Source organism: Microlunatus speluncae, assembly GCF_009299835.1.
Lineage (GTDB): Bacteria > Actinomycetota > Actinomycetes > Propionibacteriales > Propionibacteriaceae > Microlunatus > Microlunatus speluncae.
Genome location: NZ_VKCZ01000014.1, coordinates 285,979 through 303,522 on the forward strand (window position 1 = coordinate 285,979; position 17,544 = coordinate 303,522).

General features: G+C 69.9%; 13 protein-coding genes and 1 pseudogene. 11 read left to right on the forward strand and 3 right to left on the reverse strand.

Features of this window, described 5'->3' with window-relative positions; translation table 11 throughout:
- Positions 1 to 18: 18 nt before the first annotated feature.
- The 7 genes from secD to FNH24_RS18155 all read left to right on the forward strand — a co-directional run bounded on the left by secD (position 19) and on the right by FNH24_RS18155 (position 8,947).
- Complete coding sequence (gene secD, locus FNH24_RS18125) at positions 19 to 1,722, forward strand: protein translocase subunit SecD (protein WP_217428294.1); 1,704 nt, start codon at positions 19 to 21, stop codon at positions 1,720 to 1,722.
- A gap of 1 nt (position 1,723) precedes the next feature.
- A complete protein-coding gene (gene secF, locus FNH24_RS18130; RefSeq protein ID WP_152363621.1) occupies positions 1,724 to 3,004 on the forward strand; it encodes a protein translocase subunit SecF in 1,281 nt (426 codons plus the stop codon).
- The gene (locus FNH24_RS18135) at positions 3,001 to 3,558 is read left to right on the forward strand and encodes an adenine phosphoribosyltransferase (protein WP_152363622.1); all 558 of its coding nucleotides are present in this window, start codon (positions 3,001 to 3,003) and stop codon (positions 3,556 to 3,558) included. Before secF ends, FNH24_RS18135 begins: the two co-directional genes overlap by 4 nt.
- A 34-nt stretch (positions 3,559 to 3,592) precedes the next feature.
- The gene (locus FNH24_RS18140) at positions 3,593 to 4,681 is read left to right on the forward strand and encodes a potassium channel family protein (RefSeq protein WP_152363623.1); all 1,089 of its coding nucleotides are present in this window, start codon (positions 3,593 to 3,595) and stop codon (positions 4,679 to 4,681) included.
- Positions 4,682 to 5,173: 492 nt separating this feature from the next.
- Complete coding sequence (locus FNH24_RS18145; protein ID WP_175047896.1) at positions 5,174 to 7,396, forward strand: RelA/SpoT family protein; 2,223 nt, start codon at positions 5,174 to 5,176, stop codon at positions 7,394 to 7,396.
- Between the two features lie 35 nt (positions 7,397 to 7,431).
- Entirely contained in the window at positions 7,432 to 8,409 is a 978-nt protein-coding gene (locus tag FNH24_RS18150) for an ABC transporter substrate-binding protein (RefSeq protein ID WP_152363625.1), read from the forward strand.
- Positions 8,410 to 8,440: 31 nt separating this feature from the next.
- Positions 8,441 to 8,947 carry a GNAT family N-acetyltransferase gene (locus tag FNH24_RS18155; RefSeq protein WP_246186952.1) on the forward strand — a complete coding sequence of 169 codons (507 nt, stop codon included), beginning with the start codon at positions 8,441 to 8,443 and terminating at the stop codon, positions 8,945 to 8,947.
- A 24-nt stretch (positions 8,948 to 8,971) separates the two neighbouring features.
- Here FNH24_RS18155 and FNH24_RS18160 read toward each other — a convergent pair whose 3' ends face one another.
- Together FNH24_RS18160 and FNH24_RS18165 are read right to left on the reverse strand one after the other, a co-directional pair.
- Positions 8,972 to 9,466, reverse strand: coding sequence for a DUF1990 domain-containing protein (locus FNH24_RS18160; RefSeq protein ID WP_217428295.1), 495 nt, complete (start codon positions 9,464 to 9,466; stop codon positions 8,972 to 8,974).
- Positions 9,467 to 9,548: 82 nt separating this feature from the next.
- A pseudogene (locus tag FNH24_RS18165) lies at positions 9,549 to 10,828 on the reverse strand (DUF349 domain-containing protein).
- On the opposite strand from FNH24_RS18165, the gene FNH24_RS18170 reads away from it, so the two are divergent.
- From FNH24_RS18170 to FNH24_RS18180, 3 genes are read left to right on the forward strand one after another with little or no spacing between them, the layout of a single operon-like run.
- Positions 10,821 to 11,549 (forward strand): MBL fold metallo-hydrolase, encoded by a 729-nt coding sequence (locus FNH24_RS18170; protein WP_152363627.1) that lies wholly within the window; start codon positions 10,821 to 10,823, stop codon positions 11,547 to 11,549. The pseudogene FNH24_RS18165 and the gene FNH24_RS18170 sit on opposite strands and share 8 nt — an antisense overlap.
- Positions 11,546 to 12,880 carry a histidine--tRNA ligase gene (gene hisS, locus FNH24_RS18175; protein ID WP_152363628.1) on the forward strand — a complete coding sequence of 445 codons (1,335 nt, stop codon included), beginning with the start codon at positions 11,546 to 11,548 and terminating at the stop codon, positions 12,878 to 12,880. Before FNH24_RS18170 ends, hisS begins: the two co-directional genes overlap by 4 nt.
- Before the next feature lie 38 nt (positions 12,881 to 12,918).
- Entirely contained in the window at positions 12,919 to 13,887 is a 969-nt protein-coding gene (locus tag FNH24_RS18180; RefSeq protein ID WP_152363629.1) for an SGNH/GDSL hydrolase family protein, read from the forward strand.
- A gap of 570 nt (positions 13,888 to 14,457) precedes the next feature.
- Here the strand turns inward: FNH24_RS18180 and FNH24_RS18185 are convergent.
- Entirely contained in the window at positions 14,458 to 15,930 is a 1,473-nt protein-coding gene (locus tag FNH24_RS18185; protein WP_152363630.1) for a DUF2157 domain-containing protein, read from the reverse strand.
- Between the two features lie 184 nt (positions 15,931 to 16,114).
- Between FNH24_RS18185 and FNH24_RS18190 the strand changes: the two genes are divergently transcribed.
- Positions 16,115 to 17,539: a DUF2252 domain-containing protein gene (locus FNH24_RS18190; protein WP_246186953.1), complete on the forward strand. Its 1,425-nt coding sequence runs from the start codon at positions 16,115 to 16,117 to the stop codon at positions 17,537 to 17,539.
- Positions 17,540 to 17,544 lie beyond the last annotated feature (5 nt).

A 17,544-nucleotide genomic window follows, 5' to 3' on the forward strand; every position in this document is an offset into this window, starting at 1 on the left:
GTAAGGAATTAGCAGCACGTGCCATCGAACAGCGGCCACCCGGGCCGTATCTTGATCGTTTTCGGTGTTCTGGTCGCCGCCCTCTTCGGGCTGATGGCGATCAACCAGACCTGGACGCCGAAACTCGGTCTCGACCTGCGGGGTGGAACGACGATCACGCTGACCGCGAGCAACATCACCGGCGACGGTGCGGTCAGTGAGGAAAGCCTGAAACTGGCTCAGACGATCATCCAGAACCGGGTGGACAGCCTCGGCGTCGGTGAGACCGAGGTGACCACGGCCAACGGCAACCAGATCACGGTGGCCGTGCCGAACGTCCAGCAGGACGAACTGGTTCGGCTGGTCGGTCAGACGGCCGTGCTGCGGTTCCGGGCGGTGTTCGCGGCCGAGGCGGTCCAGGCCCCGGAGCCGGAACCGACTCCGACGCCGAGCGGGTCACCCGCGCCGAGCGGCTCGCCGTCGCCGTCGGCCAGTGGTTCGCCGAGCCCGACGCCGACCGCGACCGGAAACGGCCGGCCGGCGCCGCAGCTCCCTACGGCCCCGCCGCCGCCGAAGACGCCGCGGCCGACCGAGGCCGGCAAGGGAACGCCGGAGGACAAGGCGCTGACCTGGCAGCCGAGCCAGGTCGACCAGGCCGAGTTCGCGACCTTCCAGTGCGGCGACGAGTTCCCCGACGTCGCCGACCAGCCGCTGATGAGCTGCAACCGGGAGAAGACCGAGAAGTATCTGCTCGGCCCGACCCTGATCACCGGCGACAAGCTGACCACCGCCTCCGCCGGGATCCCGCAGAACGACATCAAGTGGGTCGTCAACCTGCAGTTCAACCAGCAGGGTGGCGAACAGTTCGCGGCCGCGACCAAGCACCTGTACGGGCAGAGCGACCCGATGAACCGCTTCGCGATCGTGCTGGACAGCCAGGTCGTCTCCGCGCCGGGCCTGAACAACGGCCCGATCCTGGACGGCCGGGCGCAGATCGAGGGCAGCTTCAACCAGGCCACGGCCAGCGAGCTGGCCAACATCCTCAAGTACGGTGCGCTGCCGCTGGCGTTCGAGGTGTCCTCGGTGGACAACGTCTCCGCGACCCTCGGCGGCGAACAGCTGCAGGCCGGCCTGATCGCCGGCATCATCGGCCTGATCCTGGTGATGGCGTTCGCGATCCTCTACTACCGCGGCCTGGCGATCGTCGTCCTGGCCTCGCTGATCGTCGCGGCCGCCGTCACGTACGCGTTCATGGTGCTGCTCGGGGCCTCCGCCGGCTTCGCGCTGAACCTGCCCGGCATCGCCGGCGCGATCGTCGCCATCGGTGTCACCGCGGACTCCTTCGTCATCTACTTCGAACGAATACGAGACGAGGTCCGGGACGGGCGCAGCCTGCGCACGTCGATCGAGACCGGCTGGCTGCGTGCCCGGCAGACCGTGCTGATCGCCGACGCGGTGTCGATGCTGTCGGCGGTGATCTTGTTCATCCTGGCCATCGGCGCGGTGAAGGGCTTCGCATTCACGCTCGGCCTGACCACCCTGATCGATGTCGCGGTCGTGTTCCTGTTCACCAAACCGCTGATGAGCCTGTTGGCGCGGACCAAGTTCTTCGGCGGCGGGCACAAGCTGTCCGGCCTCGACCCGAACCACCTCGGCGTCGCGGCGCTGCCCGGCCTCCGCGGCCGCCGGCGCCGACCGGCCACCGCGACCGCCACCGCCGACGCGGCACTGAAGGAGGCCTGAGATGACCAGGCTCGGCGAGATCGGCCACAAGCTCTACACCGGCGACATCTCCTTCGACTTCGTCGGCAAGCGCAAGCTCTTCTACATCATCTCCGCGGCGCTGTTGGTGATCTCCCTCGCGGCGATCCCGATCCGCGGGCTCACCCTCGGCATCGAGTTCGTCGGTGGCGCCGACTTCCAGGTCTCGATGCCGGTCGCGTCCCAGACCGTCGACGAGGTGCGGGAGGCGGTCGAGGGTTCGGGCGTCCCCGAGCTGGACGACATCGAGGTCACCACGATCGGCGACAACACGGTCCGGGTGCAGACCCGGACGCTCGACGCCGAGACCGAGGTGCCGGCGGTCCGGGCGGCGATCGGCGAGATCGCCGGGGTGCCCGGCGACCAGGTGACGTACAGCCTGATCGGCGCCTCCTGGGGTCAGCAGATCACCCAGCAGGCCGTGATCGCGCTGTTCGTCTTCCTCGCCCTGGTGTCGCTGATGATCGGCGTCTACTTCCGGAACTGGAAGATGTCGCTGACCGCGCTCACGGCGCTGATCCACGACCTGATCCTGACCGTCGGTATCTATGCACTGAGCGGGTTCACCGTCACCCCGGCGACCCTGATCGGCATGCTGACCATCCTCGGCTATTCGCTGTACGACACCGTGGTGGTCTTCGACAAGGTCCGGGAGAACGTCCGCGACATCAAGTCGAGCAACACCAAGACCTACTCCGAGGCGGCCAACCTGGCGGTCAACCAGGTGCTGGTGCGGTCCATCAACACCACGGTGATCGGCGTGCTGCCGGTGGCGGCGCTGCTCTTCGCCGGTGCGTTCATCCTCGGCGTCGGGCCGCTGAAGGACCTGTCGCTGGCCCTGTTCGTGGGCATGGTCTCGGGCGCGTACTCCTCGATCTTCATCGCCACCCCGCTGCTGGCCCAGCTCAAGGAGCGGGAGCCGGAGATGAAGAAGCTGGCCGCGCGGGTCGCCGCCCGCCGGTCCAAGCAGGAGAAGGCCGCCGCCCCGGCCGACGGTTCGAAGAGCGCGTCAAAGCCGGCCGGAGTCAGGGCCGACGCGACGAGCGAACCGGAATCGACCGCGGAACCGACCAACGCCGAGTTGGCCGAACGGGGCGAAGGGTCGGCCGACGAGGCCGCCGAATCCTCGAGTTCGCCGTCGATCCCGATCTCGGTCGGTTCGGCCTCGACCCCGCCCGCGCGGGTGACCCGGCCGCTGTCCGATGCCGCGGCGAAGCGGCCACAGCCGCAGCACAAGCCAAGGAGCCAGCGGAGGAAATCGTGACCACCCTCGTCACCGACCAAACCAAGGAGCAGCTGGCGGGGCTGATCCGTGAGGTGCCGGACTTCCCGGTGCCCGGCGTGAAGTTCAAGGACATCACGCCACTGATCGCGTCCCCCGGCGGCCTGGCCAAGGCGGTCGAGGCGATGGTCCGGCTGTCGCCGTCGGAGATCGACACCGTGCTCGGGGTCGAGGCCCGCGGCTTCGTCTTCGCCAGCCCGGTCGCGTTGTCCCTCGGTGCCGGTTTCGTGCCGGTCCGCAAGCCCGGCAAGCTGCCCGCCGAGATCGTCGAGACCAAGTACGAGCTGGAGTACGGCTCGGAGTCACTGGCGATCCACCGCGACGCACTCAGCCCGGGGGACCGGGTGCTGCTGGTCGACGACGTCCTCGCCACCGGCGGCACCATCGGCGCGGCGGCCGAGCTGATCAGATCGGTCGGGGCCGAGTTGGTCGGCGTCACCGTGTTGATCGAGCTCGAGTTCCTCGGCGGGCGGCAGAAGCTCGCCGAACGCGGCGTGGTCGATGTCGTCTCGGTGCTGAACTACCCGGAGCCATGAGCACCCCGAGCTCGCACCGGTCGACGGGCGCCTGATGGGCGGAGCTTTCGGCCGCAAGTGGGTCCGGCTCAACCGGCGGGGTCCGCACAACCAGGCGCTGGTCAGCCTGCCGGACACCCGCCCGTCGCCGGCCCGCCAGCTGACCCAGCGGATCGCCCTGGCGGCTCTGCTGCTGGCCGCCTCGGTGGCGCTGGTCTGGTTCGACCGGGATGCCTACACCGACAACCTCGACGGTCAGGTGTCGCTGATCGACGCGATCTACTATTCGACCGTCACCGTCACGACCACCGGCTACGGCGACATCACCCCGGTCGAGCCGCACTCGAGATTGCTGAACGCGATCCTGATCACGCCGCTCCGGGTGATGTTCCTGGTGCTGTTGGTCGGGACGACGCTGCAGGTGCTGGCCACCGAGGGCCGGCGGATCTTCTTGGACGGACGGTGGAGGAGACACATGCGTAACCACGTCGTGGTCGTCGGCTTCGGCACCAAAGGCCGCAGCGCCGTCGACACGCTGGAGATGAACGGGTGCGACCCGTCCAAGATCGTCGTCATCGACGGTCGGGCCTCGGCGATCGGCGACGCCAACCTGCGCGGCTACGCGGCGATCGAGGGTGACGCGACCCGCCGGGACATCCTGCGCCGGGCCGAGATCGTCAAGGCCCGCGAAGTGATCATCACGCTGGACCGGGACGACTCGGCGATCCTGGTCACGCTCACCGTACGGCAGCTCAATCCGTCCGCCCACGTCGTGGTGGCGGTGCGCGAGGAGGACAACGCCTCGCTGGTCCGGCAGTCCGGCGGCGACGCCGTGGTCACCTCCTCCGAAGCGGTCGGCCGCCTGCTCGGCCTGTCCGCGGTCAGCCCCAACCTGGGCACCGTGATCGAGGACCTGCTGTCGTCCCGGGAGGGCCTTGAGGTCGCCGAACGCCAGGTCACCGCCGAGGAGGTGGGCCAGCAGCCCGCCGACATCCGCTCCGAGCACGTGGTCGCTGTGGTCCGGAACAAGACCCTGCGCCGCTTCTACGACCCCACCGTCGCCAGCCTCCAGACCGGCGACCAGGTCGTCGTGGTCCGCCGCGCCGAGCAAGAACTCGCCAACGAAAAACCCTCCGACCTCTAACCCCCCGAGTTGTCAGACTCTCACCATGCTCTGGCGTGGTGAGAGTCTGACAACTCGGGGTTGGGGGTTGTCAGGGGGAATGTGTCGGGGGAGGCTGGGCGTTCTGGTTGTGTGAAGGATGAAGTACGTTCAGCGCGGTGTGGGAGCTGGAGCGGTTTACCACCGCCACGGCCTGACCCCTAAACTGGGCGCACATGGTGAGGGGGTGATCGCGTGAGCGACCCGCGGACGGCCGTTGATCCGGCTGTCGACCAGGGACCGGACAGCGGTCCAGCGCCTCGCCGTGCCCGGCAGGCCCCCGGCTCCTCCCGTCCTCCGTCGCCGTTGACGCCGGTCGTCCGGCCGCCGATCGACGAAGTCGACCAGGGCCGCAACGGCCGATCCAACGGCAAAGGCCGGTCCGGTGGCAAGGGCGAGAGCCCCGATCCCGGCCCGGCCAGCGCGGCCGTGCCGGTCCGGCTGACCACCGGTCCGGAGCAGCCGCGGGTCCGGATGCGGCAACGACTGGCCCGGTTCGGCAGCGGCGGCCGCAGCTCGACCCCGGTGCTCGACCCGCTGTTCGCGGTGATCAAGGCCAACCATCCGAAGGCCGACCTGGCGCTGATCGCTCGCGCGTACCGGACGGCGGAACGGATGCACACCGGGCAGCTGCGGAAGAGCGGCGACGCCTACATCACCCACCCGCTCGCGGTGACCACGATCCTGGCCGAGCTCGGCATGACCGAGTCGACGCTGTGCGCAGCGCTGTTGCACGACACGGTCGAGGACACGCCGTACACGCTGTCCCAGCTGAGCCGCGACTTCGGCGAGGAGATCGCGCTGCTGGTCGACGGCTGCACCAAGCTGGACAAGGTCAAGTACGGCGACTCGGCGAAGTCGGAGACCATCCGCAAGATGGTGATCGCGATGAGCCGGGACATCCGGGTGCTGGTGATCAAGCTCGCGGACCGGCTGCACAACATGCGCACCCTGCACTACGTCCGGCCGGACAAGCAGACCCGGACCGCGTCGGAGACGCTCGAGATCTACGCGCCGCTGGCGCACCGGCTCGGCATGAACACGATCAAGTGGGAGCTCGAGGACCTCTGCTTCGCCACCCTGCACCCGAAGGTGTACGACGAGGTGGTGCGGTTGGTCGGCCGGGCCGCCCCGAGCCGGGACGAATTCCTGTCCGAGGTGATCAACCAGGTCGAGGCCGACCTCAAGGAAGCCAAGATCAAGGCGACCGTCACCGGCCGGCCGAAGCACTACTACTCGATCTACCAGAAGATGGTGGTTCGCGGCCGGGAGTTCAACGACATCTACGATCTGGTCGGCCTGCGCATCCTGGTCGACAGCCCGCGCGACTGTTACGCCGCGCTGGGCGTGATGCACGTCCGCTGGAACCCGCTGCCCGGCCGGTTCAAGGACTACATCGCGATGCCGAAGTTCAACATGTACCAATCGCTGCACACCACCGTGCTCGGCCCGCAGGGCAAGCCGGTCGAGCTGCAGATCCGGACCGACGAGATGCACCGCCGGGCCGAATACGGTGTCGCCGCCCACTGGAAGTACAAGGAGGGCAAGGGCTCGCCCGGCCCGGTCAAGGGTGACGGCAGCGACCTGATGTGGGTCCGGCAGTTGCTCGACTGGCAGCGTGAGACCGCCGACCCGGGCGAGTTCCTCGACTCGCTGCGGTTCGAGATCAACACCTCGGAGGTGTACGCGTTCACGCCGAAGGGCGACGTGATCTCGCTGCCGCAGGGCGCGACTCCGGTCGACTTCGCGTACGCGGTGCACACCGAGGTGGGCAACAAGACCATCGGCGCCCGGGTGAACGGCCGGCTGGTGCCGCTGGAGTCCGTACTGGCGAACGGCGACGTGGTGGAGGTCTTCACCTCCAAGGCCGCCGGCGCCGGCCCGAGCCGGGACTGGCTGACCTTCGTCAAGAGTCCGCGGGCGAAGAACAAGATCAGACACCACTTCACCCTGGAGCGCCGGGAGGAGTCGATCGAGATCGGCAAGGAGGCCCTGGCGAAGCAACTCCGCAAGGGCGGACTGCCGCTGCAGCGACTGCTGACCTTCGAGCACCTGACCGCCGTCGCCGGCTTCTTCAAGATGCCCGACGTCTCATCGCTCTATGCGGCCGTGGGCGAGGGCACCGTCGGTGCCCAGGCCGTACTGAATCGGCTGATCAGCGTCGAAGGCGGCGACGACGCCGCCGCCGACGAGGCCGGCGAGGACCAGGTCGTCACCGGCCGGCGGCGCCGGACCAGCACCTCGGGCAACGACTGCGGCATCGAGGTCGACGGCGCCAGCGACCTGCTGGTCAAGTTGGCCAAGTGCTGCACGCCGTTGCCGGGTGACGACATCGTCGGCTTCGTCACCAAGGGCGCCGGGGTTTCGGTGCACCGGACCGACTGCGTCAACACCGGTGCCCTGCAGGCCGAGCCGGAACGCCTGGTCAACGTCAGCTGGCAGCCGACCGCCAAGAGCTCCTTCCTGGTCGCGATCCAGGTCGAAGCCCTGGACCGGAACCGGCTCCTCTCCGACATCACCCGGTCGCTCTCCGACCAGCACGTCAACATCATGTCGGCCACTCTGTCGACGACGAAGGACCGGATCTGCAAGGCCCGCTTCACCTTCGAGACCGCCGACCCCACGCACCTCGACCACGTCCTCCGCGCCGTCCGCGGCGTGCCTTCGGTCTTCGACGTCTACCGCATCAACCAGTAGCCCGCGGCCTGCTAGTTACGTTAGCCTTACCTAACGTGACCAACGAACTCGGGCGCCGCCTCGGAGCCGCGACCCTGGCGCTGCTGGTGATGGTTGTGGCGCTCACCTCCTGTCAGTCGCAACCGGTGTCGGACCCCGCGAGCGCGGACCAGCCGCGGACCGTCACCGACCCGACCGGGCGGCAGGTCGAGATCCCCGGCAGTCCGCAGCGGGTGTTCGGTGTCTACAGCACCGACGTCGACTACGCCATGACACTCGGGCTGGGTCTGGCGCCGGTCCAGAGCATCGCCAGCAGCGCCGTCGGCTTCCCGGCCTTCTTCCCGCAGGCCGGGCTCGCCGGCATCGAGCCGATGAAGAACTACCCGGAGATCCAGTACGAGAAGGTCGCCGCGATCCAACCGGACGTGATCATCAACGGTCTCGGATACGAGGGCGGCGCCGACCACGACAAGCTGGCCGCCATCGCCCCGACCTTCACCTACGACGGTTTCGACGGTGACTGGCGCGACGACTTCACGGCTCTCGCCGCGGCGTTCGGTCGGCAGCAGGAGGCCGACACGTTCCTCCGGCAGGTCGCGGACCGGACGGCGGAGGTGAAGTCCCGAGTCGCGGCTCTGGACCGGCCGCCGGTGTTCGCCTACGGGGTGATCACCGACGACGGTGGCGGCGGGTTCAACGGATCGGCGCCGACCAAGCTGAACCCGCAGCTCTTCGAGGAGGTCGGGATCAGCTCACCGTCGGCGGTGGGGAAGGACTGGACGACGCTGGCCCCGGAGCGGATCGCCGATCTGGACGATGTGGATCTGATCATGATCGCCGTGTCGCCGCAGCGGGACGCGAAGGCCGAGCTCGGCAAGATCAGGAACAACCCGGTGTGGTCCGGACTGCCCGCCGTCCGGTCCGGTCGGTTGATGGCGGTCGACAACGAGCTCAACTTCGCCTCACCTCATGCCGCCCTGACCTTCCTCGACGTCATCGACCAGGGGATCGATCGACTCGATCCGGGGGAGTGACCGCCACGGAAGGCCGCGGTACGGTCACCTCGTGACGACTCGGGACACCATGCAGATCCGGACCGCGACCGCCGCGGACTGGCCGCAGATCTGGCCGTTCTTCGACACGATCGTTCAGGCCCGGGAGACGTACGCCTATCCACTCGACCTGACGTCGGAGCGAGCGCGCGGGCTGTGGCTGCAGCCGCCGCCCGATCACGTGGTGGTCGCGGTCGAGGGTGATCATGTGCTGGGCAGCGCCAAGATGGGGCCGAACCGGCCCGGGGCCGGCAGCCACATCGGCACCGCGAGCTTCATGGTCGACCCCGCTCGGAGCGGCCGCGGCGTGGGCCGGGCACTTGCCGAATACATGATCGACTGGCACCGGCGGAACGGGTTCCGCGGGATCCAGTTCAACGCGGTGGTCGAGACCAACGCGGCCGCAGTGCACCTGTGGCAGCGGCTCGGCTTCAAGATCATCGGCACGGTCCCGGACGCCTTCGACCACCGCGAGCACGGCCTCGTCGGCCTGCACGTCATGTATCTCCCGCTCACCTGAGCCGATCGCAGCGGACGCGTGGATTCAGGAGGCGAGGGAGCGGAGGTAGCGCTCCGTGTAGTGGTGCTGGACCAGGTGGGTGAGCGGGCCGCCGAGGCGGGCCAGTCGGGAAGCCGGACGGGAGAAGGCAGTGATCACCATCCGCACCGCGTCATCGTCGCCGAGGGTCACGATGAACGACTCCTCGCCCCGCTCCGGGTGGCCAATCCTGGTCCCGTAGCCGAACCCGATCCGACGCGGCTCGGTGATCAGATACACCACGCGCAGCGGCGCCCGGACCCGCAGCGGACCCACCGCGATGATCAACTCGGCGTCCAGCCCGTCCCGGACCGGGCCGGGTGCTCGGACGATCAAACCGGACCGCCGTTGCACCTCCCAGCCGAGCACCAACTCCCCGGCCCGGCGGAAGAAGTCGGGCCCGTGCCCGATCACGGCGGCTCGGCGCAGGTGCCGATATCCGGCCGGAAGCACACCTTCGGTCGCTCCGACCTCCGGATAGCTCAGCCCCGATTCGATCACCGGCCCGACCCGCCGCACCCAGCCGAGTTGTCAGAACTGAGTTGCCCCATGGCACAACTCAGTTCTGACAAGTCGGAGAGAATCAGCCGCTGTAGTCGCTGGCGGCTTTGCGGGCCTGCTCCAGCCACTGGCGGTAGGTCTCGGCGGAGTTCGAGGCGTCCCGGGCGGCGCGGGCGTCGCCGCGGGCCTCGGCCTTGGCCGCCTTGGTCTCCAGCTCGTGGATCTGGGCCTCGAGCTTGGCGGCGGTGTCCTCGGCGCGGGCCCGGGTCTCCGGGTTGGTCCGGCGCCAGCGGTCGTCCTCGGCCTGCTTGATCGCCGATTCGACGGCTCGCATCCGGTTGTCCAGGGTCCGCATCGCCTCGCGGGGGACCTTGCCGATGTCGTTCCACCGGTCGGCGATCTCGCGGTACGCGGACCGGGCCGACCCGAGATCCTTCACCGGGACCAGCTTCTCGGCCTCGAGGAGCAGCTCTTCCTTCTTCGCCTGGTTGTCCCGGAACTCGCTGTCCTGGGCGGCGAACGCGGCCTGCTTGGCGTCGAAGAACTGGTCCTGCGCCGCCCGGAACTGCTTCCACAGCGCGTCGTCGATCTCGCGCGGGGCGGGGCCGGCGGCCTTCCATTCCGCCATCAGCCCGCGCAGTTCCCGGGTAGTGTCGCCCCACTCGGTCGAGCCGGCCAGCGCCTCCGCGGACTTGACCAGACGTTCCTTGATCACCCGGGCCGAGTCGCGCTGCTCGGCCTGCTGGGCGAAGTGCGCCTTCCGCCGCCGGGTGTACGTGGTCCGGGCGGAGGAGAAGCGATGCCACAGCTCGCCGTCGCTGGACCGGTCGAGCCGGGGCAGCTGCTTCCATTCCTCGAGCAGCGTCCGGAACCGGTTCACGCCGCCGCGCCAGTCGTTGCCGCCGGCCAGCTTCTCGGCCTCGGCGACGCAGCGCTCCTTGGCGCCGCGGGCTTCGTCCTGCTGCTTGGCCCGCTCGGCCTTACGGACGGCGCGCTGCTCGGACAACACCGGTTCCAATGCCGTCAGCCGGGCCAGCAGGCCTTCCAGGTTGCCGACGGCGTTGGCGTCGGTGACGGCGGTGCGGACGGTCTTGATCGACGTCGTGGCGTCGTCCGGCGACAGCGTCCCGGAGGCGATCCGGCGTTCGAGCAGGGACACCTCCAGTTCCAGGGCGGTGAACCGGCGGACGAAGAACTGCAAGGCCTCGGCGGGATCGGTGTCCGGCACCTGACCGACGCTGCGTTCGCCGGTCTCGGTGCGGACGTACACGGTGCCGTCGGCGTCGACTCGTCCAAAAGCAGCGGGGTCAGCGTCGGGGCTCATGGATCCATCCTGCCCGATAGTGTCGCGGATGTGTTGATCGCATCCTTCCCTGCCGGGCCGTGGCAGGCCAACTGCTTTCTGGTCGCGGCCGGGCCCGGTGCGGAATGCCTGATTCTCGACCCGGGCGTCGACGCCGCCGACGACGTACGTTCCGTGGTCGCCGAGCATCGGCTGCGTCCGGTCGCGGTGATCGCCAGCCACGGACACCTCGACCACACCTACTCGGTCGCCGAGCTGTGCGCCGCGTACGAGGTGCCGTGCTGGATCAACGGCGCCGACCGCGATCTGCTGGCCGACCCGTTCGCCGCGATGCCGCCCGGCGTCGACACGATGCTCGGCGAGGCCGGCTACCGGACCGAGTTCGTCGAGCCGGACCGGGTGGAGACGCTGGCCGACGGCGACCGACCGACGCTGGCCGGCTTCGAGCTCACGGTCGTCGCCGCGCCGGGGCACACCCCGGGCTCGATGCTGCTGCGGACGCCCTACCAGGATCCCGGGCCGGCGACCGGCGGTGAGCCGATCACCGAGCTGATCTTCAGCGGCGACGTCCTGTTCGCCGGTTCGATCGGAAGAACTGATTTGCCCCGCGGTAATCCAGCCAACATGCTGGAGACGCTGCGGACCACGATGGCCGGCCTGCCCGATTCCGCGGCGGTGCTGCCCGGCCACGGGTCCCAGACGACGATGGCGCGGGAACGCGCCGCCAACCCGTACCTGCAACCGGACTATCTGCACCAGGAAGTGGAGGAGCCGTCGTGAGCCGCCCCAAGCCGCTGTCGGGATTCCCCGAGTTCACCCCGAGCCAGCGGATCGTCGAGCAGCACGTCCTCGACCGGCTGCGGCAGACCTTCGAACTGCACGGGTTCGGCTCGGTCGAGACCCGCTCGGTCGAGCCGATCGACCGGCTGGCCAAGGGTGGGGAGATCGACAAGGAGGTGTACGCGGTCCGCCGGCTGGCCGCGGCCACAGACGCTCCGGCCGACCTCGGGCTGCACTTCGACCTGACCGTCCCATTTGCCCGTTACGTGCTGGAGCACAGCCACGCGCTGCAGTTCCCGTTCCGCCGCTACCAGATCCAGAAGGTATGGCGCGGCGAGCGACCGCAGGAGGGGCGCTACCGCGAGTTCACCCAGGCCGACATCGACATCGTCGACGCCGGCGAACTGGCGGGGCACCACGACGTTGAGGTCGCCCTGGTCACGCTCGAAGCACTGGAACGGCTGCACGACGAGCTCGGGCTGCCGCCGGTTCTGATGCGGGTCAGCGACCGCCGGCTGGCCCAGGGCTTCTATCTCGGCCTGGACATCGAGGATCCGACCGACGTGCTCCGGCTGGTCGACAAGCTGGACAAGATCGGCCCGGAAGCGGTCCGCGACTTGTTGATCAAGGAGGCCGGGCTGTCCGCGGCCCAGGCCGACTCCTGCCTGCGGTTGGCGGAGATCAACAGTGCCGACGAGTCCTTCGCCGACCGAGTCGCCGAGCTGGGCGTCAAGCATGATCAACTCGAGCTCGGGCTGGAGCGGCTGGTGGAGGTGGTCGGCGCGGCCAAGCGCTCAGTGCCCGGCCGGCTGATCGCCGATCTCAAGATCGCCCGCGGGCTGGACTACTACACCGGCACCGTCTACGAGACCGAGCTGGTCGGCTACCCGAGGCTCGGCTCGATCTCCTCCGGCGGCCGCTACGAGGCCCTGGCCACCGACGGCCGCACTACCTATCCGGGCGTCGGCCTGTCCATCGGCGTGACCCGGCTGCTGGTGCCGCTGCTCGCCGAGGGCAAGATCATCGCGTCCCGCTCGGTGCCGACCGCGATCTTGGTCGCCGTCGACGCCGAAGAGACCCGGAGCGCCGCGTTCGAGGTGGCCGGGCGGCTGCGCCGGCGCGGCATCCCGACCGAGGTCGCGCCCAAGGCGGACAAGTTCGGCAAGCAGATCCGCTACGCCGATCGCCGCGGCATCCCGTACATCTGGTTCGGCGGACTCGAGGGCGGCGAGGTGAAGGATCTGCGCAGCGGCGACCAGACCCCGGCCGACCCGGACACCTGGCAGCCCCCGGAGGCCGACCTCCACCCCGCCGTCACCACCGCCGAGTGAGCCCCTCGCCCGGAAGGTGAACCGATAGGGTCCTGATCATGGGATCCGAAGTGTTGATCATTCTCGGTGACTCGTACTCCTCCGGAGTCGGTGCGGGCGACTACCTCGACGACGGCACGGATTGTCTGCGGTCACGCAACTGCTACGGGGCGGTGATCGGCCGGGAGCGGGAGGTCGACGTCCTGCTCGCCGCCTGCTCCGGCGCGCTCACCTCCGACCTTCCCGGCCAGCTCGACAGCGTGCAGACCGGGCTGCCGGCCGAGGCCGAGCCGGCGGCGGTCGCGCTGACCATCGGCGGCAACGACGCCGGCTTCGCCCGGGTGCTGAGCGAGGCGGCCAAGCCGTGGTGGTGGGGCGACAGCGCCGAGGAGATCGCGGCCTCGCTGCGGTTCATCACCGACGAACTGCCAGCCCGGCTGGCCACGACGCTGGCGTTGATCGAATCCCGGTTCGGCCGGTCGGTGGACCGGGTGCTGGCCGGCTACCCGCACCTGTTCGCCGGCACCGACTGCCACCTCGCGACCTTCTTCACCGCCGAGGAGATGTACGGGCTGAACGACGCGGCCGACAAGCTCGCGGAGCGGCAGGCGGCGGTCGCCGACGCAGCGGGCTGGACCTTCGTCGACGTCCGGCTGGCGTTCGCCGGCCACGCCACCTGCACCGACGACCCGTGGATCCACAACGTCGACCTGCTGGACCAGTCGGAGTCCTTCCATCCGACAATGGACGGGCAGCGGGCCTACGCCGATGCGGTCGGCCCGGCGCTGCCGAGCCTGCCGCGGGTCCCGGTCGTCGCCGCGTCACCGCGGTCGACGGTCACCTGTGTGCCGGGTGTCGCCTCCGACCCGTACCGCGGCCGGGTCCGGATCCCCGACCTCGGCTCGGCCGACGCCCGCGCCGCCGCCCTCCGCCACAACATCCCCGAGGCGACACTCCGCCGGCTGCAGGCCGGCCAGCGCAACGGCGCCCACAACCGCCAACTACTCCGCCTCGACTCCGACCGCTAGCAGGGGTGCTGTCCAGCGCCCTCCCAAGCCGGGCGACGCGACTGCAACCGGCTGCCGCGACCGCTGCGGTGGTCGCGTGGACTGGTAGCGGTCGCGTGGCCGAGAGGAAGGTCAGGTCGGCAGGTCGTGCGGTCTGCGCGGGCGCTGGTGGAGTCGCAGCCGCGACTGTTTTTGGTGGACGCGAGCGCTGTGGTGGTCGCGTGGACGGTAGCGGTCGCGTGGCGGGGGCGCTGCTGGGCTCTTGAGGTGGTGCTGTCGCGACGGGTGTTGGCGAGCGGGCCTCTCGGGCTAGCGCGGGGTCTGCGGGGTGAGGTCGGCGCGACTGTTGTTGGGGGACGCGACCGCTGTGGTGGTCGCGTGGACCGGTAGCGGTCGCGTGGCGGGGGCGCTGCTGGGCTCTTGAGGTGGTGCTGTCGCGACGGTGTGGGCGAGCGGGCCTCTCGGGGTCGCGCCGCGGGTCTGCCGGGTGAGGTCGGCGCGACTGTTGTTGGTGGACGCGACCGCTGTGGTGGTCGCGTCGACCGATACGGGTCGCGTCGGCCAGGGCGGCTCAGTTGGAGCGTGGGCGGGTCACCGGCCGAGCAGGAGTACGGCGATCGTCGTCGCGATCGCCACTCCGATGGCGGCTCCGATCGCCGGGAGCGGGGTGAGTGCGACCCGGGCCGGTTCGCTCGGACGGATTCGGCCGCGGCGCGCCATGACGATGCCGCCGGCGACCAGGAGGACGCCGCAGCCGAGCAGGGCGAGGGATACGACGAGCGCGTCGGGGAAGTACTGGGCGACGACCATCGGGACCGACAGCAGGATGCCGACGGCGCCGAGGGCGAGCATGATCAGATTGCGCAACCCGACGCCGGCGGCGACGAGGACGACCGCCGAGCCGATCGAGAGCACCGCGCCCCAGTGGGCGCCGATGGTGAACAGAGAGCCGATGACGGCGGCGCCGCCGCCGAGGATCGCGGCGGCCCGCCGGGCCGCGATCACGCCGCCCTCGGCGAGCAGGAGCCAGGCGACGCCGAAGCCCCAGACCGCCAGCCCCGGCACGTGCCCATAGCCGGTCGGCAGCAGAGACGCCGCGGTGCTCGCGGTCAGCGCGAGCGGGAGGACCGTGATCACCTGCTGCGGGACCGTCCGATGGAGCCACCACAGCGCGCCGGCGAAGACCGCTGCGCAACCCGTCGACAGCACCCCCGTGTGCTGATCGAGCCGCAACACCTCCTCGGCGAGCACCGAGATCCCGGCGCCGAACAGGATCACCGACACCAGCCAGCAGACCGAGCGCAGCCGCCGCGCGACCTGGACCCGCCGGGCCGGCACGGCCGCGCCGGCGATCAGCAGCACGGCAGCAGCGCCGAAGAGCACCGCGAGCCGGCCGCCGACCCCGATCTCGGCCCAGTAGTTGACGGCGATCGTCACCGCCCCGATCAGCACCAGCACGCCGCCCACATAACCGAGCGCCTCCGCCACGATCGAGCCGCGGACCATCGGTGGGCCGTCCGGGGCGGATCCGTCGGCCGCGCCGGCCCCCGCCGGAGCCGGGGTCTCGGCGACGCTCGGGTCAGCTGCTGCGGCCCGGCCGGTCGGCTCCGCCGAAGGTCGTTCCACAGCCGCCGGGTCGGGGGTCTCGGTGACGCTCGGGTCAGCTGCTGCGGCCCGGCCGGTCGGCTCCGCCGAAGGTCGTTCCACAGCCGCCGGATCGGGGGTCTCGGCGACGCTCGGGTCAGCTGCTGTGGCCCGGCCGGTCGGCTCCGCCGAAGGTCGTCCCACAGCCGCCGCGTCGGGGGTCTCGATCGGCCCGGAGGTCTCCCGGGCCGGGCCCATCGCACTGGGTCCCTGCGCGGTCGCCGGGCTGTGATCGGTGATGGGCGGGCCGTTCCGGGGTTCCCGGTCGGCCTCGGCTTCGGCGATTGCGGGCCGGTCGGCGGGCTGGTCAGCCAGGATCAGATCGGCCTGTTCCTGAGTGATCACGCCGCGCTCGACCGAGCGTCGCAGTCGGTCGACGAGTTCTCGATCATGATCCGGCCCCGCAGGAGTCGCGTTCATCTCCGGATCGTGCCCCACCGGCAGGGTCAGGATCAAGGATCCCTCCGCGAGACGCCGGTCAATTTGGCCGGGTAGTCGCGGCTGAATTGACCGCTATCCCGGGCTGCGGGGGTGGCCCGCCATACTGACGTGAGAGCCCGGACAGCGGCGCCGGGTCGGGAACCGCGGGCGGAGGAGGGTGTCGGTGTCGAAGGATCCCGTGATCCGCCCCGGTCACACCGTGCTGGCCACGGCCGAGAGTGACGCCTTCTTCTCCCTTCGCCGCCGGCCGACCTCGCGCGCCGAGCGCTATCGGATGGGCCGGGCGCTCCGCCACCGGGTGCCGCGGCGGAGTCTCGGCGAATGGCGAGCGCCGTACGGCCGGCCGGATCCGGTGGCATTGATCATGGAATCGCACGAGGGACGGGTGCCGGAGCTGATCCCGATCCGGGTCGGCCGGATGGCCGCCTCACCGTACGGCTATCTGCGCGGCAGTGCGATCGTGATGGCCGAGGACGTGGCCCACCTGCCGGCGACCGGGATCATGCCGGTGATCTGCGGCGACGCCCATCTCGGCAACTTCGGCTTCTACGCCTCGCCCGAGGGCGAACTGGTGATCGACCTGAACGACTTCGACGAGGCGCATCCGGGCAGCTGGGAGTGGGACCTGCGGCGGCTGGTGGCCAGCATCTGGGTCGCCGGCCGGCAGAACGGGTCGTCCGAAGATCAATGTCGGGATTCGGTGGCGGCCTGCGTCGCCGAGTATCGGGCCGAGGTCCGGTTCCTCGCCGACCAGCCGCTGCTGACCCGCTCGTACAACCGGCTGGACGTCGAGCGGCTGCACGAGACCGCGACCGAGAAGACGTTGCGGGAGGAGATCACCCGGTCGGCCAAGCGCGCTCGGCACCGGACCAGCGACCGGGCGCTGCCGCGGTTCACCGTCGAGCAGCAGGGCCGACGGCGGATCGTCGAGGAACCGCCGTTGATCACCCGGGTGCCGGCGGCCGAGGCAGCGGCGCTGGGGGAGGCCCTTGATCAATATCTGGGGACGCTGGCGCTGCACTGGCAACGGGCGTTGGGCGGCTACACGCTGGTCGACATCGCGCACAAGGTGGTCGGGGTCGGCAGCGTCGGCCTGCGCGCCTACGTCGCGCTGCTCGAGGGCAGCAGCCCGGACGATGTCGTGTTCCTGCAACTGAAGCAGGCACGCCGGTCGGTGCTGGCCAAGTTCGTGCACGGCGACTCGGCCTGGCACGACCACCAGGGGCAACGGGTGGTCGAATATCAGCAGAGCCTGCAGACCGTCAGCGATCCGCTGCTCGGCTGGACCTCGGTCGGCGACCGGCAGTTCTACGTCCGCCAGTTCCGCAACATGAAGGGCGCGATCCCGCTGGACGCGATCGACGCCGCCGCGCTGACCGACTACGCCGGGATCGTCGGCCACCTGCTGGCCAAGGGCCACGCCCGGACCAGCGGTGCCTCCATGATCGCCGGCTACGTCGGATCCTCGGACAAGATGGATCAGGCCCTGTGCCGGTTCGCCGCGGGCTACGCCGACCAGACTGAGTCCGATCACGCCGAGTTGATCAAGGCCGTCCAGCGCGGCCTCCTCCCCTCAGAAACCCCCTGAACCCC

What these genes read in the sequence shown, in the direction of transcription:
- secF (WP_152363621.1), top strand. Translation starts at nt 1,724, where the DNA reads ATGACCAGGCTCGGCGAGATCGGCCACAAGCTCTACACCGGCGACATC.
- FNH24_RS18140 (WP_152363623.1), top strand. Translation starts at nt 3,593, where the DNA reads ATGGGCGGAGCTTTCGGCCGCAAGTGGGTCCGGCTCAACCGGCGGGGT.
- FNH24_RS18145 (WP_175047896.1), top strand. Translation starts at nt 5,174, where the DNA reads ATGCGGCAACGACTGGCCCGGTTCGGCAGCGGCGGCCGCAGCTCGACC.
- FNH24_RS18180 (WP_152363629.1), top strand. Translation starts at nt 12,919, where the DNA reads ATGGGATCCGAAGTGTTGATCATTCTCGGTGACTCGTACTCCTCCGGA.
- FNH24_RS18185 (WP_152363630.1), bottom strand. Translation starts at nt 15,930, where the DNA reads ATGAACGCGACTCCTGCGGGGCCGGATCATGATCGAGAACTCGTCGAC.